Annotated in this window: 24 protein-coding genes and 1 tRNA gene; 16 read left to right on the forward strand and 9 right to left on the reverse strand. The window is 66.8% G+C overall.

All coding sequences use genetic code 11. The annotated features are described in order from the left end of the window. The first annotated feature begins 158 nt into the window (after positions 1-158). The 4 genes from pgl to eda all read left to right on the forward strand — a co-directional run bounded on the left by pgl (position 159) and on the right by eda (position 4,530). Positions 159-869 (forward strand): 6-phosphogluconolactonase, encoded by a 711-nt coding sequence (pgl, locus tag VGD28_RS10740; RefSeq protein ID WP_331028341.1) that lies wholly within the window; start codon positions 159-161, stop codon positions 867-869. 112 nt (positions 870-981) lie between these two features. Next, complete coding sequence (edd, locus tag VGD28_RS10745) at positions 982-2,808, forward strand: phosphogluconate dehydratase (RefSeq protein WP_331028342.1); 1,827 nt, start codon at positions 982-984, stop codon at positions 2,806-2,808. A gap of 145 nt (positions 2,809-2,953) precedes the next feature. Continuing rightward, complete coding sequence (glk, locus tag VGD28_RS10750; RefSeq protein WP_331028343.1) at positions 2,954-3,925, forward strand: glucokinase; 972 nt, start codon at positions 2,954-2,956, stop codon at positions 3,923-3,925. Further along, positions 3,922-4,530: a bifunctional 4-hydroxy-2-oxoglutarate aldolase/2-dehydro-3-deoxy-phosphogluconate aldolase gene (eda, locus tag VGD28_RS10755; RefSeq protein WP_331028344.1), complete on the forward strand. Its 609-nt coding sequence runs from the start codon at positions 3,922-3,924 to the stop codon at positions 4,528-4,530. Before glk ends, eda begins: the two co-directional genes overlap by 4 nt. 167 nt (positions 4,531-4,697) lie before the next feature. Here the strand turns inward: eda and VGD28_RS10760 are convergent, their stop codons facing one another. Beyond that, positions 4,698-5,765, reverse strand: a complete 1,068-nt coding sequence (locus tag VGD28_RS10760) for an alpha/beta hydrolase family protein (protein ID WP_331028345.1) — start codon at positions 5,763-5,765, stop codon at positions 4,698-4,700. A 77-nt stretch (positions 5,766-5,842) separates the two neighbouring features. Next, positions 5,843-6,253, reverse strand: a complete 411-nt coding sequence (locus VGD28_RS10765; protein ID WP_331028346.1) for a helix-turn-helix domain-containing protein — start codon at positions 6,251-6,253, stop codon at positions 5,843-5,845. A 55-nt stretch (positions 6,254-6,308) separates the two neighbouring features. On the opposite strand from VGD28_RS10765, the gene VGD28_RS10770 reads away from it, so the two are divergent. Continuing rightward, positions 6,309-6,917 carry an NAD(P)-dependent oxidoreductase gene (locus tag VGD28_RS10770; protein WP_331028347.1) on the forward strand — a complete coding sequence of 203 codons (609 nt, stop codon included), beginning with the start codon at positions 6,309-6,311 and terminating at the stop codon, positions 6,915-6,917. Positions 6,918-6,950: 33 nt separating this feature from the next. On the opposite strand, the gene mltG is transcribed toward VGD28_RS10770, so the two are convergent. The 6 genes from mltG to fabD form a co-directional block, all read right to left on the reverse strand. Continuing rightward, positions 6,951-7,919 (reverse strand): endolytic transglycosylase MltG, encoded by a 969-nt coding sequence (gene mltG / locus VGD28_RS10775; RefSeq protein WP_331028613.1) that lies wholly within the window; start codon positions 7,917-7,919, stop codon positions 6,951-6,953. 109 nt (positions 7,920-8,028) lie between these two features. Beyond that, positions 8,029-9,288, reverse strand: a complete 1,260-nt coding sequence (fabF, locus tag VGD28_RS10780; RefSeq protein WP_331028348.1) for a beta-ketoacyl-ACP synthase II — start codon at positions 9,286-9,288, stop codon at positions 8,029-8,031. Positions 9,289-9,393: 105 nt separating this feature from the next. Further along, a complete protein-coding gene (locus VGD28_RS10785; RefSeq protein WP_066575645.1) occupies positions 9,394-9,630 on the reverse strand; it encodes an acyl carrier protein in 237 nt (78 codons plus the stop codon). Positions 9,631-9,862: 232 nt separating this feature from the next. Further along, positions 9,863-10,600 (reverse strand): 3-oxoacyl-[acyl-carrier-protein] reductase, encoded by a 738-nt coding sequence (gene fabG, locus VGD28_RS10790; RefSeq protein ID WP_331028349.1) that lies wholly within the window; start codon positions 10,598-10,600, stop codon positions 9,863-9,865. A gap of 39 nt (positions 10,601-10,639) precedes the next feature. Beyond that, the gene (locus tag VGD28_RS10795) at positions 10,640-11,026 is read right to left on the reverse strand and encodes a GxxExxY protein (protein ID WP_331028350.1); all 387 of its coding nucleotides are present in this window, start codon (positions 11,024-11,026) and stop codon (positions 10,640-10,642) included. Between the two features lie 30 nt (positions 11,027-11,056). Further along, entirely contained in the window at positions 11,057-11,992 is a 936-nt protein-coding gene (fabD, locus tag VGD28_RS10800) for an ACP S-malonyltransferase (protein ID WP_331028351.1), read from the reverse strand. A 192-nt stretch (positions 11,993-12,184) separates the two neighbouring features. On the opposite strand from fabD, the gene VGD28_RS10805 reads away from it, so the two are divergent. The 4 genes from VGD28_RS10805 (at position 12,185) to rplI (ending at position 14,115) form a co-directional block, all read left to right on the forward strand. Next, entirely contained in the window at positions 12,185-12,550 is a 366-nt protein-coding gene (locus tag VGD28_RS10805; protein ID WP_331028352.1) for an RcnB family protein, read from the forward strand. Between the two features lie 318 nt (positions 12,551-12,868). Beyond that, positions 12,869-13,267, forward strand: coding sequence for a 30S ribosomal protein S6 (gene rpsF / locus VGD28_RS10810; RefSeq protein ID WP_331028353.1), 399 nt, complete (start codon positions 12,869-12,871; stop codon positions 13,265-13,267). An 11-nt stretch (positions 13,268-13,278) separates the two neighbouring features. Continuing rightward, positions 13,279-13,503 (forward strand): 30S ribosomal protein S18, encoded by a 225-nt coding sequence (rpsR, locus tag VGD28_RS10815; protein WP_066575653.1) that lies wholly within the window; start codon positions 13,279-13,281, stop codon positions 13,501-13,503. Between the two features lie 12 nt (positions 13,504-13,515). After that, positions 13,516-14,115: a 50S ribosomal protein L9 gene (gene rplI / locus VGD28_RS10820; RefSeq protein ID WP_331028354.1), complete on the forward strand. Its 600-nt coding sequence runs from the start codon at positions 13,516-13,518 to the stop codon at positions 14,113-14,115. Positions 14,116-14,511: 396 nt separating this feature from the next. On the opposite strand, the gene mutL is transcribed toward rplI, so the two are convergent. Beyond that, positions 14,512-16,353, reverse strand: coding sequence for a DNA mismatch repair endonuclease MutL (mutL, locus tag VGD28_RS10825; protein WP_331028355.1), 1,842 nt, complete (start codon positions 16,351-16,353; stop codon positions 14,512-14,514). Positions 16,354-16,513: 160 nt separating this feature from the next. Here mutL and VGD28_RS10830 point away from each other — a divergent pair, with 160 nt between their 5' ends. From VGD28_RS10830 to VGD28_RS10860, 7 genes are all read left to right on the forward strand, one after another. Beyond that, complete coding sequence (locus VGD28_RS10830) at positions 16,514-17,557, forward strand: rod shape-determining protein (RefSeq protein WP_331028356.1); 1,044 nt, start codon at positions 16,514-16,516, stop codon at positions 17,555-17,557. Positions 17,558-17,572: 15 nt separating this feature from the next. Next, the gene (mreC, locus tag VGD28_RS10835; RefSeq protein ID WP_331028357.1) at positions 17,573-18,466 is read left to right on the forward strand and encodes a rod shape-determining protein MreC; all 894 of its coding nucleotides are present in this window, start codon (positions 17,573-17,575) and stop codon (positions 18,464-18,466) included. After that, positions 18,463-18,975, forward strand: a complete 513-nt coding sequence (locus VGD28_RS10840) for a rod shape-determining protein MreD (protein WP_331028358.1) — start codon at positions 18,463-18,465, stop codon at positions 18,973-18,975. The genes mreC and VGD28_RS10840 overlap by 4 nt, the downstream gene beginning before the upstream one ends. Continuing rightward, positions 18,972-20,990, forward strand: coding sequence for a penicillin-binding protein 2 (gene mrdA / locus VGD28_RS10845; protein ID WP_331028359.1), 2,019 nt, complete (start codon positions 18,972-18,974; stop codon positions 20,988-20,990). Before VGD28_RS10840 ends, mrdA begins: the two co-directional genes overlap by 4 nt. After that, positions 20,987-22,108, forward strand: a complete 1,122-nt coding sequence (rodA, locus tag VGD28_RS10850) for a rod shape-determining protein RodA (RefSeq protein WP_331028360.1) — start codon at positions 20,987-20,989, stop codon at positions 22,106-22,108. Before mrdA ends, rodA begins: the two co-directional genes overlap by 4 nt. A gap of 102 nt (positions 22,109-22,210) precedes the next feature. Further along, positions 22,211-22,286 (forward strand) — tRNA-Lys (locus VGD28_RS10855). A 589-nt stretch (positions 22,287-22,875) separates the two neighbouring features. Beyond that, on the forward strand, positions 22,876-25,476 hold the full coding sequence (locus VGD28_RS10860; RefSeq protein WP_331028361.1) for a TonB-dependent receptor domain-containing protein: 2,601 nt from the start codon (positions 22,876-22,878) through the stop codon (positions 25,474-25,476). Position 25,477: the final 1 nt, after the last annotated feature.

The following is a 25,477-nucleotide window of genomic DNA, read 5'->3' on the forward strand; positions in this document are numbered from 1 at the left end:
AGCGGTGACGGAGGGGCCGCCGCGCAGACGGCGGAATTTTGCCGAGCTGGTGCCGGCCGTCTGTGCGGCCGCCCCCCCACCAGCCTGCGGCTGGTCCCCCTCCCCCGTTGGGGGAGGAATTGCAGATCTAGACTGAAGTTCCCACTGGAGTTGTTGAAATGGCCGAAGAAATCGAATGGTGGGAATATGAGGACGCGGATGAGTGGGTCGGCGCCCTCGCCGGCGACATCGGCTTCATCATCGAAAGCGCGATCGACGCGCGCGGCGGCGCGGTGATCGCGCTGGCCGGCGGACGCACCCCCGCCCCGGTCTATGAGAAGCTCGCCGCCGCCAAGATCGACTGGAAGCGCGTCACGATCGTCCCGACCGACGACCGCATCGTCCCGCTCGGCGACCCGATGTCGAACGTCACCGGCCTCGGCAAGGCGTTCATCCCCAAGGGCGCGCGAGTCATCCCGCTCGTCAGCGAGAAGGCCGACGACTACAAGGCCGCAGGCCGCGCTGCGGACGCCCGCCTCGCCGATTTCCACTGGCCGCTCGACCTCGTCCTGCTCGGCATGGGCGCAGACGGGCACACCGCCTCGATCTTCCCCGGCCCCGATCTCGACGAGGCGCTGAACGGCCCCAAGGAGCGCCGCGCGCTCGGCGTGATGCCCGATCCGCTGCCGCCCGAGGCCCCGGTCGCCCGCGTCACCCTCTCCGGCGCCGCGATCGCCAACGCCAAGTCGCTGATGGTCGCGATCACCGGCGCCGAGAAGCGCAAGGTGCTGGAAGACGCGATCAAGCAGGGCGCCTCCTCGCCCTACCCGATCGGCCGCGTGCTCGCCGAGACCGAGCTGCCGGTCGACGTCCACTGGCTTGAGAACTGATGCCCACCATTTCCCCCGTTCGGGCTGAGCCTGTCGAAGCCCTGTCCTTCTCCTTTACGAGAGAAAGACAGCCCTTCGACAGGCTCAGGGCGAACGGTTGAAGGCAGAAACCATGACCAACCTCCTCCCCGAGATCGCCGCCGTCACCGACCGCATCATCGACCGCTCCAGAAAGCGCCGCGATGCCTATCGCGCGCTGATGCTTGCCCAGCGCGAGGCGGGCAGCAGCAGCCGCGGGCGGCTGGGCTGCGCCAACCTCGCCCATGCCTATGCCGGCACTGACGAGCAGCGCGACCTGATGAAGCCGGCCAACCGGATGAACATCGGCATCGTCACCGCGTACAACGACATGCTCTCGGCGCACGCGCCCTATTACCGCTACCCCGAGCAGATGAAGATCTGGGCGCTCGAGGCCGGTGCAACCGCGCAGGTCGCGGGCGGCGTGCCCGCGATGTGCGACGGCGTGACCCAGGGCTATGCCGGGATGGAGCTGTCGCTGTTCAGCCGCGACACGATCGCCCTCTCGACTGCGGTCGCATTGAGCCACAACACCTTCGAGGGCGCGGCGCTGCTCGGCATCTGCGACAAGATCGTGCCGGGCCTGCTGATGGGCGCGCTGCGCTTCGGCCACTTGCCTATGGTGCTGATCCCGGGCGGCGCAATGCGCACCGGGATCGCCAACAAGGAAAAGGCCCGCGTCCGCGAGCTTTATGCCGAGGGCAAGGCGAGCCGCGAGGAGCTGCTCGACTCCGAGATCGCTGCCTATCACGGCAAGGGCACCTGCACCTTCTACGGCACCGCCAACTCCAACCAGATGATGGTCGAGGCGATGGGCCTGCACATGCCAGGCGCTGCCTTCATCAACCCCGGCACCAAGTTGCGCCAGGCGCTGACCAAGGCCGCCGTCCAGCGGCTTCCCGAGATCGGCTGGGACGGCAACGACTATCGCCCGATCGGCGAGATCGTCGATGAGCGCGCGATCGTCAACGCCGCGGTGGTGCTGCTCGCCACCGGAGGCTCGACCAATCACCTCATCCACTTGCCCGCCATCGCGCGGTGCGCCGGCGTGCTGATCGACTGGGACGATTTCGATCGCCTGTCACGCGTCGTGCCGCTGCTCGCGCGCGTCTATCCCAACGGATCGGCGGACGTGAACGGGTTCGAGGATGCCGGTGGCCCCACCTTCGTGATCCGTGAGCTGATCAAGGGCGGGATCCTGCATGGCGACACGCTAACCGTCGCGGGCGACAGCCTCGCCGACTATGTCAGGCACCCGGTGCTCGAGGACGAGACGCTCGTCTGGAAGGAGCATGGCGAGAAAAGCGGCGACGACACGATCCTGCGCACGATCGACGCGCCCTTCTCGCCCGAGGGCGGCTTCCGCATCCTTTCGGGCAATCTCGGCCGCGCCTGCATCAAGGTTAGCGCCGTCGAGCGCGACCGCTGGACGATCGAGGCGCCGTGCCGCGTGTTCAGCGACCAGCAGCAGGTGCAGGACGCGTTCAAGGCGGGCGAGCTCGACCGCGATGTCGTCGTGGTGGTCCGCTTCCAGGGACCCCGCGCCAACGGCATGCCCGAGCTGCACAAGCTCACCCCGCCGCTCGGTGTGCTGCAGAACAAGGGCCATCGCGTCGCTTTGATCACCGACGGCCGCATGTCGGGCGCGTCGGGCAAGGTGCCCGCGGCGATCCACCTCTCGCCCGAGGCGATCGGTGGCGGCCCGATCGGCAAGCTGCGCGACGGCGACGTCATCCGCCTCTGCGCCGAGGAAGGCATCCTCCAGGCGCTGGTCGAACCCGCCGAATGGGACGCGCGTGAGCTGGCAGCGGCCCCGCCGCCTGACCTCGGCACCGGGCGCGAGCTGTTCGCAATGATGCGCGCGGGGGCGAGCGAGGCCGAGGCCGGCGGCTCGGCGATGCTCGCCGCGGCCGAGCTTTGATGCGCCTGGTCGCCATAACACCAAACACCGTCATCCCCGCGAAGGCGGGGATCCATTCTGGCTGGCTTCTCGAAAGAGCCGCACCGACAACGGCAATGGATTCCCGCCTTCGCGGGAATGACGGCGACAAGGGAGGGGAATAGAAGTGGAAGTCGTCGCGGTCGATATCGGCGGAACGCATGCCCGCTTCGCCATCGCCGAGGTCGAAGGGGGCCGGGTTGTCTCGATCGGCGAGCCGGTCACGCAGAAGACCGCCGAGCATGGCAGTTTCCAGCTCGCCTGGCAGGCCTCCGCCAAGGCGTTCGGGCGCGAGATGCCCCGCGCCGCGGCGATCGCCATCGCCTCGCCGATCAATGACGAGCTGATCAAGCTCACCAACAATCCGTGGATCATCCGCCCGCCGCTGATCAAGGAACGGCTCGAGGTCGACAGCTATTCGCTAATCAACGATTTCGGCGCGGTCGGCCATGCGGTCGCACAGCTCCCGTCGGAGCATTTCCTGCACATCTGCGGCCCCGACGCTCCCTTCGCGGAAAGGGGCGCGATCACCGTATGCGGCCCAGGCACGGGCCTTGGCGTCGCGCAGGTCTTCCGCACCGGCGCGCTCAGCTATCACGTCATCTCGACCGAGGGGGGGCATATGGACTTCGCCCCGCTCGACGGGATCGAGGACGCGATCGTCAAGCGGCTGCGCTCGACCTATACCCGCGTCTCGGCCGAGCGTATCTGCGCCGGCCCCGGCATCGTCCCGATCTACGAGACGCTTGCCGAGATCGAGGGCAAGCGGACGCATCGCCTCAACGACAAGGACATCTGGACCCTCGCCTTCGAGGGGAAGGACAGCCTCGCCGTCGCCGCGCTCGACCGTTTCTGTTTGAGCCTCGGCGCGGTCGCGGGCGACCTCGCGCTCGCCCATGGCCCGACCGGCGTGGTCATCGCGGGCGGTCTCGGCCTCAAGCTCAAGGACCATCTCGTCAATTCGGGCTTCGGCCAGCGCTTCATCGCCAAGGGGCGGTTCCAGGCGCTGATGTCGTCGATCCCGGTCAAGCTCATCACCCACCCCCAGCCCGGCCTTTACGGCGCCGCGGCAGCCTATGCGCAGGAGCATACCCAGTGAGCATCGAAACCATCATGCGCACCAGCGCGGTCATCCCCGTGCTGGTGATCGAGGACGCTGCCACCGCACGCCCGCTGGCCGAGGCGCTGGTCAAGGGTGGCCTCAAGGTGCTCGAGGTGACGATGCGCACCGCCGCGGCGCTCGACGCGATCCGCGAGATGAAGAAGGTCGAGGGCGCGATCGTCGGGGCGGGCACGGTCGTCAACACCGACCAGTTCGCGCAGGTGATGGACGCAGGCGCCGAGTTCATCGTCTCGCCGGGCCTGACCGAGCGGCTCGGCCAGGTGATCGTCGAGAGCGGCGTCCCCTTCCTCCCCGGCGTCGCCAATGCCGGCGACATCATGCGCGGCTATGATCTCGGCCTGCGCCACTTCAAATTCTTCCCTGCAGAAACCTCAGGCGGCCTCAAGGCACTCAAGGCGCTCGCAGCCCCCTTCTACGAGGCGAAGTTCTGCCCCACCGGCGGCATCACCCCCGCGACCGCGCCCGACTGGCTGGGCTTCGATCCGGTGCTGTGCGTCGGCGGCAGCTGGGTCACGCCCAAGGGCGCGAGCTATGAGGAAGTCGAGGCGCTCGCGCGCGATGCGGCGGGGTTGGCGCGCTAAGGCCGGAACTCGACCGGCGCGGCCTGCTGCCGTCATCCCCGCGCAGGCGGGGACCCATTCTGGCTCGTTTCACGGATCGGGCCGCAACGGCAATGCCAATAGATCCTCGCCTGCGCGGGGATGACGACGAAATATGGAGATGACGATCCTGGGTGATTGAGTTCAGGCTAGAACCCGGTCAGCCCCCGCGCCGCCAGCCAGCTCGACAGCACGGCGAAATACTCGGCAGAATCCGCCGTTTCCATCCCGTCATATTTGGGATCGAGCGTGGTCTTCCGGTCCGCGGCCATATGCATCGAATGGTCGGCACCCGCGACGACATGCACTTTCATCTTCGGCATTCGCGGTGCGATCGCCTGCAGCCGTTCGGTCGAGGTCGTCACCGGCACGACCGCGTCGTCCGCCCCGAACAGCACCAGCATCGGCACCTTCACCGCCATAAGGTTGCGCAGCGGATCGTTCTCGATCTCCTTGCGCCATCCCGAAACCGCCCGGTCGCGCACGGTCTCGCCCATATAGGTATATTTGAACCAGGGCCGGGTCTTGGCCCGGTCGATCAGCTGCTGCGCCGCCTCCCGCGTCCCGGTGCCGCGCATATAGGCGTCGACCGCCTTGCGGGTGGCGGTCATCTCGTCGATCTCGGCCTGTGAATGCCCGTTCGCACGCAGATGGTTGGTCGACGAGAACAGCATCTGCACGTCAGCAGTGACCACCGGCGCCGACACGGCGATCACGAAGGCGATCTCCGGGCTGCGCGACGCGGCCAGCGGCGCGATCCATCCACCCTGGCTCAACCCCCAGGTCCCGATGCGCCGCGGATCGATGCGCGGATCGGCCTTCAGGCTCCGCACCGCCGCGATCGCGTCGTCGGCGAGCAGGGTATAGTCGCCCCCGGCGGTCTTCGTGCCCGACTGGCCCGAACCGCGCCGGTCATAGGTGAGCACCGCGATCCCGATCGCGGGCAGCATCACCTTCAGATGCTCGTAGAGCGAGGCATCGCGCAGCGGCGAGGATGCGCTGTGAGTCACCACCACCGCTGCCACCGGCTTGCGGCTGCGCGGCAGATGGAGCGTCCCGCCAAGCTCGACGCCGCCGCTGGTGAACCGGCGCGCCTCGGTGACGGTCTCGACGGTCGCAGGCGCGCTCCAGGGCAGGCTCGCCGGCGTCTCCTGCGCGACCGCCGGCCGGATGGACGCCAAGGTCAGCGCAAGCGCGCAGAGGGCAGTGGAGCGCATCGACGATCTTCCGCAGGAGGGAATGACTGGTTCGCCGAGCCTGGCCCCCGCGTCAACCGGCGTATCGGCGAACGACTTCAGGCCGAAACCCCGTCATAGCTTTGCTGCGCCGCCGCCACCTCCGGCATATGCGTCTCGGCCCAGTCGATCATCGATTGCAGCGATCCGACCAGCCCCCGGCCGAGCGGCGTGATCGCATAGGTCACGGTGACCGGCACCGTCGCCACCACCGTCCGGCTCACCAGCCCGTCGCGCTCCAGCGACCGCAGCGTCTGGCTCAGCATCTTCTGCGACACCCCCTCGACCCGGCGCTTGAGCGCGTTGAAGCGCATCGCCTCCCGCCCCAGCAGCAGCAGGATCAGCACGCTCCATTTGTCGGCGATCCGGTCGAGCAGCTTCCGCGTCGGGCAGTCGGCGGCATAGACGTCGCCGCGCGGGAACGCGGTTTCCTCCGGGTGACTATCGCTCGTCAAAGTGCCTTCTTGCATAATGGGTATACATACCCGACTTGGTATCCATTGGAAACCATATAGGACGACGGACATGAAGGTTGCAGTGCTGGGCGCGAGCGGGCGCGCAGGATCGGAAATCACGAAGGAGCTCTCGGCCCGCGGCCATCAGGTGCTGGCGATCGCCCGCAAGCCCGATGCGATCCCCCAGCTGCCCGGCGTCATCGCCAGGGCCGGCGACGCCTCCGATCCCGCCGCGTTGGCCGATCTGATCCGCCCCGCCGACGCGGTGATCAGCGCGCTGCATTTCGACGTGCCCGCCGAAACGCTGCTATCGGCCCTCAGACAAGCCGGTGTGCCCCGCCTGCTCGTCACGGGCGGCGCGGCGAGCCTCGAGGCCGCGCCAGGAGTCCGCGTCATCGACACGCCCGACTTTCCGGAGGAATGGAAGGGCGCCGCGCTCGGCGGCATCGCGTTCCTCGACGCGCTGCGCGGGGAGACGGAGATCGACTGGACCTATTTCTCCCCCGCCGCCCTGCTGTTTGAAGGCCCCCGCCGCGGCACCTATCGCACCGGCACCGATCAGCTCCTCACCGGCAGCGACGGCGAGAGCAAGATCAGCTTCGCCGACTATGCCATCGCCATGGTCGACGAGCTCGAGCAGCACCGCCACAGCCGCGCGCGGTTCACCGCCGCCTATTGATCGGTTGAGGGCGCGCCGTTCCGGCGGCGTGCCCTACATCTCGCCCCGCGCCCGCCGCAGCGCATACCATTTCTGCACGTTCGCATTGTGCTGCTCGAGCGTGTCGGCGAACACGTGCCCGCCGCTCCCGTCCGCGACGAAATAGAGCGCGTTGGTCTCCGCCGGATTGAGCACCGCGTCGATGCTCGCGCGGCCGGGATTGGCGATCGGCCCGATCGGCAGCCCGGCGCTGGCATAGGTGTTGTAGCCGTTCTTGTCCTGCAGCTCGGAGCGCAGGATGCGGCGGCCCAGCGGCTTGCCCTTGGTGACGGGATAGATCACCGTCGGATCGGCCTGCAGCGGCATGCCGCGCTTGAGGCGGTTGGAATAGACCCCCGCCACCATCCGCCGCTCCTCGGGCTTGCCGGTCTCCTTCTCGACGATCGAGGCGAGGATGATCGCCTGCTCCGGCGTGCTGACCGCGATCCCGGGCTTGCGCTTCGCCCAGGCCGCCGCAAGATACTTCTTCATCGCCGCCTGCATCCGGTCGAGCACCGCCTGCCGGCTGTCGCCGCGGTTATAGGCATAGCTGTCGGGGAGCACGCTGCCCTCCTCGGGCACCGCCACCTTGCCGCCCAGCTGCGGCGCCGCCATCAGCCTTTCGTGAACCAGGATCGAGGGCATCCCCTCGGGCACCATCACGAAGCGCTGGAGCGTGCGCCCGCCCTGCAGCATCTTGAGGATATCGGCCTGGCTGATCCCCGCGGGCACGCGATACTCGCCCGCCTGGATCGGCCCGCCATCACCGAAGATGCGCGCCATCCACAGGAAGGTGCCCGCGTCGCGGATCGCGCCCGCCTTCTCCAGCGCCTCGGCCGCCGATCGCATCGTCGCCCCGGCGGGCACCTCGACCGTCACATTGGCCTTGGCCGGCCCCGGCCCGCCCCACTGGTTCGCCGCCCAGAAGGCCGCGGCTCCCACGAGCAGGACGGCGATGACGCCCAAACACCCAAGCTTGCGCAGCATCTTCACACTCCGTTCGTGTCGAGCGAAGTCAAGACACGATGGCTTGGCGCGACCTCTCCGCTTCTCGACTACGCTCGAAGCGAACGGCGGAGAGGCCGCGGGTTCTTCAGACCGCCTTCATCACCAGCGATGCGTTGGTGCCGCCAAAGCCGAACGAATTGTTCAGCACCGCCTTGACCTTGCGCTCCTTGGCAATGTGCGGGACCAGGTCCACGCCCGCGCAATTCTCGCTCGGATTGTCGAGGTTGAGCGTCGGCGGGACGATCTGGTCGCGCAGCGCCAGGATGCAGAAGATGCTCTCCACCGCGCCCGCGCCGCCCAGCAGGTGCCCGATCGCCGATTTGGTCGAGCTCATCGACAGGTCCCCGATCGCATTGCCGAACAGTTTCCGGACCGCGCCCAGCTCCAGTTCGTCGCCCAGCGGGGTCGAGGTCCCGTGCGCATTGATGTAATCGATGTCGGAGAGCGCGAGGCCCGATTTCTTCATCGCCATCTCCATCGACCGGAACGCGCCCGAACCCTCGGGATGCGGCGCCGTCACGTGATAGGCGTCGCCCGACAGGCCATAGCCGACGACCTCTGCGTAGATCTTGGCGCCGCGTGCCTTGGCCCGCTCATACTCCTCGAGCACCACCACGCCCGCGCCCTCGCCCATGACGAAGCCGTCGCGGCCCTCGTCCCACGGGCGGCTGGCGCGCCACGGCTCGTCGCGGAAGCCGGTCGAAAGCGCGCGCGCCTGGCCGAAGCCGGCGATGCCGATCGGGCAGATCGCGCCCTCGGCGCCGCCCGCGAGCATCACGTCGGCATCGTCCATCGCGATCATCCGTGCGGCGTCGCCGATCGCGTGCGCGCCAGTCGAGCAGGCGGTGACCACGGCGTGGTTCGGCCCCATCAGCCCGTATTTGATCTGCACCTGCCCGGTGATCAGGTTGATCAGCCGCCCGTGCACGAAGTGCGGCGAAACGCGCTTCGGCCCCTTCTCGGCCAGCACCAGCGATTCGCTCTCGATGCCCGGCAGGCCGCCGATGCCCGATCCGATCGAGCAGCCGGCGCGCAGCCGCTCGGCTTCGCTCATCTCGGTCAGGCCCGCGTCCTCCAGCGCCTGACCGGCGGCGTCGATGCCATAGACGATGAACGGATCGACCTGGCGCTGCACCTTGTGATCGACGCGCTTGCCCGGGTCGAAGCCGTACTCATGGTCCGCCGGCTTCACTTCGCAGGCATAGTTGCTGTGGAATTCGGTGGCGTCGAACCGGGTGATCGTTCCCGCGCCGGATTTCGACGCGATGATGTTCTTCCACGCGGTCTCGACGTCCGCACCCAGCGGGGTCACGAGGCCAAGGCCAGTCACGACGACGCGGCGCATAATATCTCTCCGTTAGTCCATAAGCGAAACGGCTCCCCGCCCCTTTCCGGGACCGGGAGCCGTTCGTCAATTCCTGCCCGTGCGGGCGGCCATGCGGAAGTCCGCTTAGCCCTGATTCTCGTCGATATAGGTGATCGCGTCCTTGACGGTCGTGATCTTCTCGGCGGCATCATCGGGGATCTCGACGCCGAATTCCTCCTCAAACGCCATCACCAGCTCGACGATGTCGAGGCTGTCCGCGCCCAGGTCGTCGATGAAGCTCGCGTCCTCGGTCACCTTCTCGGCTTCGACGCCGAGGTGCTCGACGACGATCTTCTTCACGCGATCGGCGGTCTCGCTCATACCCTGTTCCTTCTTAAATTGGGCCGTTGGATTTCTAATTCCTGAACGCACGTAGAACGCCGATGGGGCGTGCGCAAGGGGTGTTCAGTCTCATATCCTCCCCGGCGCGGGGAGGGGGACCGCGACGCGAAGCGGCGTGGTGGAGGGGGCGCAAGGCAAGGGAATCCGACGAGGAGAGCCCCCTCCGTCAGCGCTGCGCGCTGCCACCTCCCCGTACCGGGGAGGATATCCCTCAAATCATCGCCATGCCGCCGTTCACATGCAACGTCTGGCCGGTGACGTAGCCCGCCTCCTTGCTGGCGAGATACACCACCGCGGCCGCGACATCCTCGCCGGTGCCAAGACCGCCCGCCGGGATACGGCTGAGCAGCGCGGTCTTCTGCGCCTCGGGCAGCACATCGGTCATCGCCGAGCGCATGAAGCCGGGCGCGACGCAGTTCACCGTGATGTTGCGGCTCGCCAGTTCCTGCGCCAGCGCCTTGGACATGCCGACCAGCCCCGCCTTGGACGCGGCATAGTTGGCCTGGCCCGGATTGCCGGTCGCGCCGACCACCGAGGTGATCGAGACGATGCGACCATAGCGCGCCTTCATCATCGGCTTGGCGGCGGCGCGGATCAGGCGGAACGCGGCCTCGAGGTTGACGCGGATCACCTGATCCCACTCCTCGTCCTTCATCCGCATCGCCAGGTTGTCGCGGGTGACGCCGGCATTGTTGACGAGGATGTCGAGCTTGCCCAGCGCCTCGACCGCGGAGGGCACCAGCGCATCCACCGCCGCGCCGTCCGACAGGTCGCACTGGAGCGCCACATGATCCCCGCCGAGCTCGGCGCGGAAGGCCTCCAGCTTCCCGGCATTGGACCCCGAAACCGCCAGCCGCGCCCCCTGCGCCGCCAGCCCCTTCGCGATCGCGGTCCCCAGCCCGCCCGAAGCGCCGGTCACCAGCGCGGTCATGCCTGTAAGGTCGAACATACTCTTTTCCTTTATTTATCACGCAAAGACGCGAAGGCGCTAAGGGATGTAGCTGTTGACGATCCGGCGCAGCCCTTCCTTTAGCGTCGCACCCCCGAAGTTTATCAGCAGCCCTACGGGCTGCTTAAGTAATCGAAGATAGGTCAGGACCTGCTTGCCATGAACCGGCGCTAGCCGCTCGATCGATTTCACCTCGACGACGATGCGGTTATTCACGATCAGATCGGCTCTGAAGGCAGATTCGAGGCGAAGCCCGTCGTACACGATATCGATCGGGCATTGCTGAATTACGGCGTGACCCCGCTCCACCAACTTGACGGCCAAGATCGCCTCATACACGCTTTCAAACAGTCCCGGCCCCAAATCCTTGTGCAGCTTGAATGCCACATCAATGATGTCCGCGACGGTTACCTCGATGTCATGCATCTTAGCGTCTTCGCGTCTTAGCGTGAAAAATCAAAGCGCCTTCTCCAGCGCCTCGATGTCGTCCATCGTCACCACGCTGGTCACGCCCGCATCCGGGGCGATGCGCTTGACCATCGCGCCCAGCACCTTGCCGCCCAATTCGACGAACTCGCCGACCCCCGCGTCGAACATCGCCGCCACCGATTCGCGCCAGCGGACCATGCCGGTGACCTGCTCGACCAGCAGCGTGCGGATCGTGTCGGGATCGTGCACCGGCGCCGCAGTGACGTTGGCATAGACCGGCACCAAAGGCGCGCGGATCGCGACATCGGCCAGCGCCTTCTCCATCGCGTCCGCCGCCGGCTGCATCATCGGGCAGTGGAACGGCGCGGAGACGGGCAGCAGCACCGCGCGCTTGGCGCCATGATCCTTGGCGAGTCCCACCGCCCGATCGATCGCGCCCTTGGCGCCCGAAATCACCACCTGCGAGGGATCATTGTCGTTGGCGACGGCACACACCTCGCCCTCGGCCGCCGCATCGGCGATCGCCTGCGCCTTCACCAGATCGGCGCCGAGCAAAGCGGCCATCGCCCCCTCGCCCACTGGCACGGCCGCCTGCATCGCCTGCCCGCGCAGCTTGAGCAGCTTCGCGGTGACGCCAAGGTCCAGCGCGCCCGCCGCGCACAGCGCGGTATATTCGCCCAGCGAATGGCCGGCGACGAAATCGGCCTTGTCGGCCAGCCGCACGCCGCCTTCCTTCTCCAGCACGCGCAGCACCGCGATGGCGTGTGCCATGATCGCCGGCTGGGCGTTCTCGGTCAGCAACAGATCGCCTTCCGGTCCCTCGGTCATGAGCTTGAACAGATGCTGGCCGAGTGCTTCATCGACTTCCTGGAACACCTCGCGCGCCGCGGCGCTCGCCTGGGCGAGCGCGAGGCCCATGCCGACCGACTGGCTCCCCTGCCCCGGAAAGATGAACGCACGCATGTTATGGCTCCCCTGAATTCAAGCCGCCGCCCTATGCCCGCGGGGCCGATCCCGCAAGATGAACGAACGCGGGCGATTTGCGACAATCGGTGACCATTTTCCGGGTTGCCGGCGAAACTTCCGCGACACCCCCGGCCCAGATTGCTCCTGTCACCCGATCAGGGGACTCAGTTTCGCAGAGGAGTGCAGAAGATGAAAAAGTTCATTCTCGCCGCCGTCGCCGCGTCGATGATCGCCAGCCCGGTGCTGATGGCTGCCCCGGCCGCCGCCGCGCCCCAGCGCCACGCCACCACGGTCGTCAAGCACAAGCCCAACGGCAAGGTGGTGGTGAAGCGAAAGGTCGTGAAGCCGGCGCCCGTCCAGTATCGCAACTGGAAGCGCGGCCAGCGGTTCGACTATCGCTACGCCCGCAACTATCGCCAGATCGACTATCGCCACTATCGCGGCCTCAAGGCGCCGCCGCGCGGCTACCGCTATGTCCAGTCGGGCAATGACGCGGTGCTGGTCGGCATCACCAGCGGCATCGTCGCGGCGGTGATCGCGAACATCATCCGCTAAGCCCGAACAGAGGCTTCCTCAGGGCGGCGGGGTGTCAATCACCCCGCCGCCTTCGCCTGTGGGCGATTTTTCGCTTTCAATGTTGGAATTCAGATGCTTGGCTTGGGTTCTGGTTGCCGAATCGATGATCCATGCCTCGGGACGCGCCGATAGTGTCAAGCTAGTGTAAACTTCCGCCCCTTGCCTTTTGCCCCGCCCCGGCGTAGAGGCGCGGCGTTGAGCGGCAGCCTCGGCTGGCCGCTTTTCGTATTTGGAACGACAGCCGGAGGGGCGTCCGCACGGGGCGGCGTCAGCGATCGGCCAACAGTGAGAAGACGCATGGCTCTGTACGAGCATGTGTTCCTTGCGCGCCAGGATCTGGCACAGGCGCAGGTGGACGCACTGGCGGAAACCGCCACCAAGATCGTCGAGGACAACAACGGCAAGGTCGTCAAGACCGAGACCTGGGGTCTTCGTTCGCTCGCCTACAAGATCGCGAAGAACCGCAAGGCGCATTACGTGATGCTCGAGATCGATGCCCCCGCGGGCGTCGTCGCCGAGCTCGAGCGCCAGACCCAGATCAACGAGGACGTGATCCGCTACATGACCGTCCGCGTGGACGAGCTGGAGCAGGGGCCGTCGGTGATGATGCGCAAGGGCCAGGAGCGCGAGCGCGGCCGCGGCCGTCGTGACCGTGAAGAAGGTGGCAACACCGGCTTCGGCAACGCGGGCGAGTAAGGAGAAAGATCATGGCACGACCCTTTTTCCGCCGCCGCAAGAGCTGCCCCTTCTCCGCGAAGGACGCCCCCCGGATCGACTATAAGGACGTTCGTCTGCTGCAGGGCTTCGTGTCCGAGCGCGGCAAGATCGTCCCCTCGCGCATCACCTCGGTGAGCGCGAAGAAGCAGCGCGAGCTGGCCATCGCCATCAAGCGCGCGCGTCATCTGGGCCTTCTGCCCTTCATCGTGAAGTAAGGAGCGCAGCTCATGGAAGTCATCCTGCTTGAGCGCGTCGAGAAGCTCGGCCACATCGGCGACGTGGTGAAGGTGAAGGACGGGTTCGCCCGCAACTTCCTTCTCCCGAACAAGAAGGCGCTCCGCGCCAACGAAGCCAATCGCAAGGTCTTTGAAGCCAATCGTGAGCGCATCGTGGCCGAGAACGCCGCGAAGCGCACCGAGGCCGAGAAGGAATCGAAGGGCCTCGAGGGCGTTTCGGTCACCCTGATCCGCCAGGCGTCGAACACCGGCCAGCTCTACGGCTCGGTCGCGGTGCGCGACATCGTCGAGGCGCTGGTCGCCGACGGCCACAAGGTCACCAAGTCGCAGGTCGTCCTCGACAAGCCGATCAAGTCGATCGGCATGTTCGAGGTGCGCGTTGCGCTCCACGCCGAGGTCGCCGTGACCGTCAAGGTCAACGTCGCCCGTTCGCCCGAAGAGGCCGAGATGCAGGCGCAGGGCGTCGACGTCATGGCCGCGATGTTCGAGAAGGACGAGACCGGCTTCGTCGAAGCCCGCGACCCCAACCTCGAGCCGGGCGAGATCGCCGCGGACGAGGCCCCGGCCGCCGAAGAGCAGGCCGAGGGCTAAGGCTCTCGCCGTTCCGGCTAGAAACAGAGAGGGCCGCTCGGGAAACCGGGCGGCCCTTTCAGTTGGAGCGGCGCTTGCAATGTTGGATTTCGCTTGCTCAACTGGTGTTGTGGCTGACGCCACCGCTCTTTGACATTGCTCAGCAGCCATCCGCGGTGGCGCAGCGTTGGACCAGCATTCAATCAGAGCGCTTCAACGTTCAGTGATTGCCAACCCGACTGAATCCTCCCCCGCCAGGGGGAGGTGGCGCCGAAGGCGACGGAGGGGGAGGACTCCTCAGCGCTCATTCCGGCATCCGCCCCCTCCGTCATCGCTGCGCGATGCCACCTCCCCCTGGCGGGGGAGGATTTGAAAGCCGATACCGATTCATCCAATCCTGGCTCGACGCCTTTCGGCCTACTTCCGCCCGAACAGCTTCTCGATGTCGCCATGGGCCAATTTCACCCAGGTCGGGCGGCCGTGGTTGCACTGGCCCGAATGCGGCGTCACCTCCATCTCGCGGAGCAGCGCATTCATCTCGGCGACCGACAGCACGCGGCCCGCGCGCACCGATCCGTGGCACGCCATCGTCGCGGCGACATGGTCGAGCCGCTCCTTGAGGCTCAGCGCTTCGTCGAACGCCGCCAGCTCGTCGGCGATATCGGTGACCAGCGCGCTCACATCGCCCCCGCCCAGCATCGCCGGGGTTGCGCGCACCAGCATTGCGCGCGGGCCGAAGCGCTCGAGCTCCAGCCCGAATTCGGCGAGCTCGGCCAGCCGCGCCTCGAGCCGGTCGCAGGCCGGCTCGTCGAGCTCGATCACTTCGGGCAGCAGCAATGCCTGCGCCGCGACCCCGCCATTGCTCATCGCCCGGCGCATCCGCTCGAGCACCAGCCGCTCGTGCGCCGCATGCTGATCGACCAGCACCAGCCCGTCCTCGGCCTCGGCGACGATATAGGTGCGCGCCACCTGTCCCCGCGCCACGCCCAGCGGGAAGCTGGTGACGCCCGGCACCGGCTCGGCGGCGGGTTCGGCGCGGGCCTGGGGCGGCGGGGCGAAGAAGGTGGGGCGGCGATCCGACACCATTCCTCCCGTCACCCTGGCCTCACCCGTCGCCCCTGCGAAAGCAGGGGCCTCCCCGTAATGCACCGAATCGCTTCCCCACGGGAGACCCCAGCTTTCGCTGGGGTGACGCGAAAGGTCCGGGGGAGCGGCGGCGGGAACATCGCTCGTCCAAAGCCCCATCACCGCCGCATCCGCACGCTGCACGCTGCGATGCCCCGCCTCGTCCAGCGCACGCCGCAGCCCGCTGACGATCAGCCCGCGCGCCAGCTGCGGATCGCGGAAGCGCACCTCGGTCTTCGCCGGATGCACGTTCACGTCCACCTGATCCGCCGGCACGTCGAGGAACAGCGCCACCACCGGATGCCGGTCGCGCGCCAGCATCTCGGCATAGGCGCCCCGCACCGCACCGCTCAGCAGCCGGTCCTTCACCGGCCGCCCGTTGACGAACAGATACTGGTGGTCCGCCACCCCGCGGTTGAAGGTCGGCAGGCTCGCCACCCCGCCCAGCACATGCCCCTCGCGCTCGAAATCGACGCCGACGCTGTTCGCCGCCAGCTCGCGGTCGGTCAGCGCCGCGACGCGCTCGGGCCGGGTCATCCCCTCCTGCACGCTCAGCACGCGCCGCCCGTCATGCTCGACCGAGAAACCGAGATCGGGCCGCGCCATCGCCAGCCGCTTCACGACATCAAGGCACGCGGCATATTCGGCGCGGGTCGATCGCAGGAACTTGCGCCGCGCCGGCACCTTCTCGAACAGCCCTTCGACGCGCACCCGCGTGCCCGGCGGCAGCGCGGCGGGGTCCTCCCCCGTCAGCGCGCCGTTATCCACCGTCCGCGCCCAGCCTTCAGCGCCCCGCACCCGGCTCTCGATCGTCAGCCGCGCGACGCTGGCGATGGAAGGCAACGCCTCGCCGCGAAAACCCAACGTCGTGACGGCCTCGATCGCGTCATCCGGCAATTTGGAGGTCGCGTGCCGCTCCAATGCGAGCGCCATTTCGGCGCGGTCCATTCCGCACCCGTCGTCGGTCACTTCGATCAGGTCGATGCCGCCCCCCGCGAGGCGAACCGCGATCCGCGACGCCCCTGAATCGATGGCGTTTTCCACAAGTTCCTTGAGCGCGCTGGCCGGGCGCTCCACCACTTCACCTGCGGCAATTCGGTTGACAAGATGCTCTGGGAGACGGCGTATTGACATGGACGCCGGTGTAGCCCAAGCGGCGCCATTCCGCGACCCGCATCCGCCAGATTTGAGTCCGCCTGATTGGGCCGGAGTCGATCCGCCCGGACCGGTACGGATTATAGTCTCAGTGCGAATATGCGGCCCGGGCCAAGCCGCAACAGGACGGTGCGATCAGATGGTATTTTCCCGCCTTTTCAAGTTCATGTCCCACGATCTGGCGATCGATCTGGGAACCGCGAATACGGTCGTGTACCTGCGCGGGCGCGGGGTCGTCCTGAACGAGCCGTCGGTTGTGGCGGTCGAGACGCTCAACGGCATCAAGAAGGTGAAGGCCGTCGGCGACGACGCCAAGCTGATGATGGGCAAGACGCCGGGCAGCATCGAGGCGATTCGTCCGCTGCGCGACGGCGTGATCGCCGACATCGACGTCGTCGAAGAGATGATCAAGCACTTCATCCGCAAGGTGCATGGCGGGCAGCGGCGCTTCATGCGCTGGCCTCAGATCGTGATCTGCGTGCCGTCCGGCTCGACCAGCGTCGAGCGCCGCGCGATCCGCGACGCCGCATCGAACGCGGGCGCGAGCCAGGTGATGCTGATCGAGGAGCCGATGGCCGCCGCGATCGGCGCTGACATGCCGGTGACCGAGCCGATCGGCTCGATGGTCGTCGATATCGGCGGCGGCACCACCGAAGTCGCCGTGCTGTCGCTGCGCGGCCTAGCCTATTCGACTTCGGTCCGCGTCGGCGGCGACAAGATGGACGAGGCGATCGTCTCCTATGTCCGCCGCAACCACAATCTGCTGATCGGCGAGAGCACCGCCGAGCGCATCAAGCAGGAAGTCGGCGTCGCCAAGCCGCCGGCGGACGGCATCGGCAAGACGATCCACATCAAGGGCCGCGATCTCGTCAACGGCGTGCCCAAGGAAATCCAGATCAACCAGGGCCAGATCGCCGAAGCGCTGAGCGAGCCGGTCGGCACGATCGTCGAAGGCGTGCGCATCGCGCTCGAGAACACCGCACCCGAGCTGGCGGCGGACATCGTCGACCAGGGCATCGTCCTCACCGGCGGCGGCGCATTGCTCGAGGGGATCGACGAGGTGCTGCGCGACGAGACCGGCCTGCCGGTCACCGTGGCGGAAGACCCGCTCACCTGCGTCGCGCTCGGCACCGGGCGCGCGCTGGAGGATCCGGTGTTCCGCGGCGTGCTCCTCGCGGTCTGATAAGGGCGAGAGGAGATGGCGCCGCCACGCAACCGGCGCCCCGGATTTTCGCGGCGGGCGCAATACGGCCTCTTCATCAGCTATGTCCTCGCGGGCGGCGGTGCGCTGGTCGGCGTGGTGTTGCTGCTGCTCTCCACCTTCCACCCGCCCGCCTTCGCCGCGGTGCGGGGCACCTTCTCCGAGCTGGTGACGCCGGTCGCCTCCGGCCTCGACTGGACGCGGCGCGGCATTTCCGGGATTCCCGCGGGCATCGGCAGCTATTTCGGCGTGCGCGGCGAGAATGCCGCGCTCCGCGCCGAAGCGGAAGCGAACCGCAAGCTGGTCGAGGAAGCGCGCGCGACCGCCTATGACAACAAGCGGCTGCGGGCCATGCTCAAGCTGCGCGACCGCATCGCCGAGCCGGTCGTCACCGCACGCCTCGTCTATTCCACCGGCTCGAGCACGCGGCGCTTCGCGACGCTCAATGCCGGGTCGTGGCAGGGCGTGCGCGCCGGCCAGCCGGTGCGCAGCGCCGACGGGCTGATCGGCCGCGTGGTCGAGGTCAGCCCCAACACCGCGCGCGTGCTGCTGATCCTCGACCCCGAGAGCGTCGTCCCCGTCCGTCGAGTGCGCGACGGCCTGCCCGCCATCGCCGCCGGGCGCGGCGACGGGTTGATCGAGATCCGCTCCGCCGGCGCAGCGCAGGTGCTGTTCGAGCCGGGCGACGGCTTCGTGACCTCCGGCACCGGCGGCATCTTTCCGCCCAACATCGCGGTTGCACGGGTACGCGCCCGCGCGCGCGACACCGCCGAGGGCGTGGTCTTCGCCAGCCCCGACACGCTCGACTATGCGATCGTGCAGCAAAGCTATTTCCCCGAAGCTGGCGCCGTGCGTGCGCGCGCCGATGAACCAGGGGCCGCGCCGCGGTGAGCGGATCGCCCTATGCCGGCCTGGGCAAGGCCGACACCTCGACCCGCGCCCGCTGGCTCGCCCCGCTCACGATCGTCCTAGGATCGCTGACGGTGCTGGTGCCGTTCAAGGCGAGCTTTCCCATCCTGCCGCCGCTCGGGCTGATGATGCTGCTTGCATGGCGGCTGCACCGCCCCGATCTGCTCAAGCCTTGGGCGCCGGTGCTGCTCGGCTTCGTCGATGACCTTGTCAGCGGGCAGCCCATGGGCAGCTCGATGCTGTTCTGGACGGTGTCGTTGATCGCAATCGATGTGCTAGACACGCGGATCGTGTGGCGGGATTTTCTTCAGGATTGGCTGCTGGCCGCAGGCGCGATCGGCTTCTGCCTGATCGGCGGGCGATTGGTCGCGGCACCGCTCGGCGCGCATGTCGATACCGTCCTGCTGATCCAGATCCTGATCGCGATCGCATTCTTCCCGGTCTTCTCGCGCCTCGTCGCACGGCTTGACGGCAAGCGGAGAAATCTGTGAACGGCCCCGTCCGTCTGATCAGCGAGGCGCAGCAGACTTATAGCTTCTCGCGGCGCGCATTGTTTCTGGGCGCCGCTCAGATCACCGGCGCGCTGATCCTCGCCGGACGGATGACCTGGCTCTCGGTCTATGAGAACGACAAGTACAAGCTGCTGGCGGAGAGCAACCGCGTCAACCTGACGCTGATCCCGCCGCGCCGCGGATGGATCGTCGATCGCACCGGCGTGCCGATCGCTGATAATCGCACCGATTTCCGCGTCGATATCATTCCCGACCGGATGGAGAAGGACAGCCGCGACCGCGTGCTTGGGCAGCTTCGCGACCTGCTCGCATTGACCGCCGAGGACCTCGCGCGGATCGAAGAGGATCTGAAGGGCGCGGCCGGTTTCCAGCCCGTGCAGGTCGCTGAGAATCTCGACTGGGAACGCTTCGCGGCGGTCAGCGTGCGCCTGCCCGAGCTGCCCGGCGTCGCCCCCACCCGCGGCTTCGCGCGCAACTATCCCGCCGGCGCTGCGGTCGCCCATCTGGTCGGCTATGTCGGCGCTGCGACCGCGGAGCAGTTCAAGGAGACCAAGGACCCGCTGCTCGTCACCCCCGGCTTCAAGCTCGGCAAGGACGGGCTGGAAAAGATGCTGGAGGGCGAGCTTCGCGGCAAGGCCGGCGCCAAGCGCGTCGAGGTCACCGCGCGCGGCAAGCTGGTGCGCGAGCTTGCTACCCGGGCCGACGTGCCCGGCCGGAATATTCACCTCACCATCGATGCCGGGCTTCAGGAATATACCGCGCGGCGCCTGGGCAATGAATCCGGCTCGGTCACGGTGTTCGACGTCACCAATGGCGACATCCTCGCGATGGTGTCGATGCCGGCCTATGATCCCAACGCCTTCTCCGACGGGATCAGCCGCACCGAATGGAAGATGTTGTCGGAGGACGACCATCTCCCCCTGATGAACAAGACGCTGCAAGGTCTGTATCCGCCCGGATCGACCTTCAAGCCAGCTACCGCGCTCGCCATTCTCGGTGCCGGGATCGATCCCAAACGCGTGGTCTATTGCAATGGCGGCTATCAGCTCGGCAACCGCCGTTTCGGCTGCCTCGGCCGTCACGGGCCAATGACGATGCACACCGCCATCGCGCGCAGCTGCAACACCTATTTCTACACTTTAGGCCGCGAGATCGGCATCGAAGCCATCGCCGCGGCCGCGCGCAAGCTCGGCTTCGGCGCCGAGTTCGACCTGCCCCTGCCTTCGCAGCGCTATGGCACCATCCCCGACAGCGCATGGAAACTGCGCCGCTACAAGCAGGAATGGACCCAGGCCGACACGCTCAACGCGGCGATCGGTCAGGGCTATGTGCTGGTCAGCCCCTTCCAGCTCGCGCTCTCCGCGGCACGCGTCGCGTCCGGGCGCGAGTTGATTCCTTCGCTCCTCGCCGCCAGGCGCAGCGCTCCGCGCCATCTCGACTTTCCTGACGAGCATCTCGCCATCGTCCGCGCGGGGATGGACGAGGTGGTGAACGGTCACGGCACCGCGGGTGCGTCAAAGCTGCGGCTCGATGGCATCCGCATGGGCGGCAAGACCGGCACCGCGCAGGTCCGCCGCATCATGGACCGCAACCGCGGCCAGGGTGGCGAATGGAAATATCGCGACCACGGCCTGTTCGTCTGCTTCGCCCCCGTCGAGAACCCGCGCTACGCCGCATCGGTGGTGATCGAGCACGGCATGGGCGGGGCGCGTGCCGCAGCCCCCGTGGCGAAGGACGTGCTCACCTATCTGTTCGACCGGCAGCAGGCGCTCGACACGCTTGCCCGGTTCGAGACCGAATGGGGCGGCGACATCCGCGCCCGCATGGCAGCCAAGGACAGAGCCTATCGCGCGGCACAGGGCCTGCCCGCCGCAGCGCCGACGCCGGGTGCGGGTCCCTCTCCGGCCCCGTCGCCCGGCGTCTCGCCGGCCCCGCGTGCGACCCCGATGCCCACGGCTTCCCCAACCGCCCCACCACAGGTTCCCGGCGAATGAACCGACCCGGTTTTGTCCCTGCCCCTCTGGCGCAGCTTCCCTGGCTGGTGATCCTGCTCGTCTGCGCGATCGGCGGATTTGGTGTCCTCGTGCTGTTCTCTGCCGCCGGTGGCGAGCCCAAATGGGCGATGCCCCAGGGCATCCGCTTCGGCGTATTCCTCGCCATGGCGCTCGTGCTCTCGCGGGTGCGCGTGAGCCATTGGTCGACGCTTGCCTTCCCGCTCTACGCCATCTTCCTGGTCATGCTGATCGGGGTCGAATTGCTCGGCGCGGTCGCGGGCGGCAGCCAGCGCTGGCTCGACCTCGGCTTCATCCGCATCCAACCCTCGGAGATGATGAAAGTCGCGATCGTCCTCGCCTGCGCCAAATTCTACGACATGCTCCCGCCGAGCGAGATTCGCCGCTTCGGGGCGATCTGGCCGACAGCGGCGATGATCGGCCTTCCCGCCGCGCTGGTGATGCTCCAGCCCGATCTCGGCACCGCACTGATGATCACGGCGGGCGGCCTTACGGTCATGTTCCTTGCGGGAGTGCCGCTGCGCCTGTTCATCGGGGGCACGCTCGCACTTGCCGTATCGGTGCCGATCATCGTCAACTATGTACTGCACGACTATCAGCGCAATCGCGTGCTGACCTTCCTGAACCCCGAGAACGACCCGCTCGGCACGGGCTATCACATCAGCCAGTCCAAGATCGCGATCGGATCGGGTGGCTGGTTCGGCAAGGGGTTCCTGAACGGCACGCAGAGCCATCTCGACTACCTGCCCGAGGGGCATACCGATTTCGCCCTCGCGACGATGATGGAGGAATGGGGCCTGATGGGCGGCCTGTTCGTGATCATCGCGTTCGGCCTGCTGATCCGCTGGGGGATCATGGTCGGCGTGCGCAGCCAGACCCGTTTCGCCAAGCTCACCGCGGCCGGCATTTCGACCACCATTTTCTTTTACGTTTTCATCAACATGGCGATGGTGATCGGCCTCGCGCCGGTCGTGGGCATCCCGCTTCCGCTGATCAGCTTCGGCGGATCGGCACAGATGACCACGCTGATCTGCGTCGGCATCCTGATGTCGCTGGACCGCGAGAACCGCCAGAGTCGCAATACCCGCAGCTGGCAGTGATTTTTTCGGGCGCAAGGGTGTTGCAATCGAAAAAACCCGATGCTAGTGGCCCCGCTCCCGACCGAGGCAGCGCTTTCCAACAGCGCTCCTGATCGCCCGGATGGACGCATAGCTCAGTTGGTAGAGCAGCTGACTCTTAATCAGCGGGTCCTAGGTTCGAGCCCTAGTGCGTCCACCATTTTTTCAATGACTTAGATGTGAAAGTGTGCCGCCGCCGACCCCCGGGGCACCAGACCCCATGTCAGGCCCACGTCCAATTTGGACTGTCGGTTGCGTTCCGATAACACGGCCAGGTCAATGCCATCGCCATCCTGCAAGCCGCAAGCATATCCTGTCGGACGCGCCGTGTCAGGAAAGAAACGCATTGCTCGAGGCATTAATCCACGACGCCGTGCCGCCGCAGACGATCGGAGCGCCCTCCATCGGCATGGCTCCCGGGCAAGGCTCCGCATGCCGGAGCAGCTTTGGGAGCCGTGTTAATCGGACGCGACAGGGATGATGAAGGCAGGGGTCTTTCCGATTTCACCCTGCGGCCAACGAAATGGCAGTCGAGCGTCCCACTTGTTCCCGCCCGACATAAATTTTCAGAAATATGTCGGTTTTGTGAAATCCGCTCGTCTTCCCTTCTGAAAGCCCGCGGCGATGGACCGCCGGCTGAATCAGAGGGTCATATGACGCGATTTGGCAGTGTAGTTGGCGCGTGCGCAGCAATCCTGGTCCCCGCAACCTCCTGGGCGCAAACCACAGCGCCGGATCAGACCGCTCCGGTGGAAGCACCGTCAGCCGACGATAGCGGCGAGATCGTCGTCACCGGATCGCGCATCGACCGCAATTTCGACACCCCCACCCCCACCCTCACCGTCACGTCCGAGGATCTGTCGGTCGGCGCTCGTCCCAACGTCGCAGCGGCGCTGAACGATCTGCCGCAGTTTCGTGCGACCACTTCGGCGCAGACCACCGGCACAAATACCGGCGCCGGCAACGCGCCGGTCGATCTGCGCGGGCTGGGCATCAACCGCACGCTAGTGCTGGTCGATGGCCGCCGCATCGTCAGCGACAACGATCTCAACACCATTCCCAACGTGATGATCCGCAGTGCCCAGGTGGTGACCGGCGGCGCTTCCGCCGCCTGGGGCTCGGGCGCGGTGGCGGGCGTCGTCAACATCGGCATCGACGAGAAGTTCAGCGGCCTCCAGCTCGGCGCGCAAGCGGGCCTCTCGACCTATGGCGATGCCGCCCAGCACCGCTTCGAGGGCAAGGCCGGGTTCGGCTTCGCCGAGGGCCGCGGCCACTTCGTGCTCGGCGGCGAGTATTTCAACAGCGACGGGATCGTGCCGAAGGTCGCGCGTGAGCAGATCGGGCGCTGGGCGTCGTTCGGCGGCGCGATGACGCCGGATGTCGGCTTCTCCACCTCCGCCTATGGCGGCCTGATCACCTCGGGCGTGCTGGCAGGCAAGGCGTTCAATCCCGACGGCTCACTGCGCGACTTCAACTTTGGCCGAGTGGTCGGCGGTTACATGACCGGCGGCGAGGGCCCGTCGAACGACGATCTGAGCCCGCTGATGACGCCGCAGCGCCGCTACAGCGCCCTCGGCCGCCTGACCTTCGACGTCACCCCGTCGATCAAGGTGACCGCCGAGCTGCGCCACTCGCGCATGTACAACAACTATATCTGGTTCGGCGATCATGTGCAGGGCACGGCGACGTCCGGGATCCGCATCCGCTCGGATAACGCCTTCCTCTCGAACGAGGTACGCACCGCCCTCGCCAATGCCGGCCAAGACGGCTTCTACATGGGCCGCTTCAACAGCGACCTGTCCTTTCCGACGATCGATTTCGAGCGGAAGGTGACGCAGGGCACGCTGGCGCTCGACGGCAGGATCGGGTCGAACCTGCGCTGGAGCGCCTATTACAGCCATGGCGAATATCAGAACAACATCGACACGCCCGGTTTCCTACTGACACGCGAGTTCGCCAACGCGGTGGATGCGGTGGCCGGACCGGGTGGCACGCCGATCTGCCGGATCGCGCTGACCGATCCCTCTACCAACTGCGTGCCGATCAACCTGTTCGGTTTGGGCGCGCCTTCGCAGGCGGCGATCGACTATGTCACCGGCACGCCGAGCCAGCGCGGCACGACCAAGCTGGATGTCGGCGGTGTCAGCCTGCGCGGCGAGCCGTTCGCGCTCCCCGCCGGTGATGTGTCGTTCGCAGTTGGCGTCGAGGCGCGCAAGGAAAGCATCACCCAGACCATCGGCGCGCTGGACGCCGCCAAGGCGTTCCGCACCTTCAGCTTCTCGGCCATGTCGGGCAGCTTCACCGTGAAGGAGGCGTTTGGCGAGGTGCTGGTGCCGCTGATCCACAACACCCCGCTGCTGCGCAAGCTGGAGTTCAACGGCGCGGTGCGCGTCAGCGACTACAGCACGACGGGGTCGATCTGGTCGTGGAAGCTGGGCGTCACCAACGAGTTCTTCCCTGGCTTCCGCGGACGCGCGACCCGCTCACGCGACATCCGCTCGGCCAACTTGAGCGAGCTCTATACCCAGACAACCACCGGCTATAACACCATCTACGACCCGGTGACCCAGCAGAACGTCTATGTGCTGAGCAACGGCGGCGGCAATCCCAACCTGGAGCCGGAGAAAGCCGATACCTGGACGTTCGGTTTCACCTATTCGCCACCTGCGGTTTCGGGCCTCAACATGTCGGTCGACTATTTCAACATCGACGTCGATGATGTCATCACTACCATCGCCGCCCAGGATCTGGTGACGCGCTGCTACAACGGCAACACGGCGTTGTGTGCGCGGGTCGAGCGGGATGCGAACGGGACGATCACGCGCACCATCTCCACCTTCGTGAACCTGGCGAACTACAAGACCGACGGGATCGATGCCGAGGTTTCCTACGTCCTGCCGCTGAACCGCCTGTTCGGCTCGAGCGAAGGTCGGATGAAGTTCCGCATCCTCGGCACCTGGGTCAACAGCCTCACCACCGACGATGGCGTGGTGAAGCTCGAATATGTCCGCTCGCAGGGCTATTCGTTCGGTCTCGGCGTGCCGGCTTGGCGGGTGAACGGCTCGATCGGCTATGAGGACCAGAGTTTCTCCGGCCTGGTGCGCGCGCGCTACATCTCGCCGGGCGAGTATAACAACCAGGTGCCGCTCACCAACAATCATATCGGTGCTTACACCTATTTCGACCTGCAGGCGCAGATGAGGGTTCCGGTGGCGGACGGGCGGCAGATGGAGCTCTACGCCAACGTCTCCAATCTCTTCAACAAGGCGCCGCCCCCGGGATCGCTCTACTCGCCCTATTACGACGTTCTGGGCCGCTATTTCACCCTCGGCGCCCGCGTCCGCTTCTGAT

The sequence above is a fragment of the Sphingomonas sp. genome (assembly GCF_036402235.1).
Taxonomy (GTDB): domain Bacteria; phylum Pseudomonadota; class Alphaproteobacteria; order Sphingomonadales; family Sphingomonadaceae; genus Sphingomonas.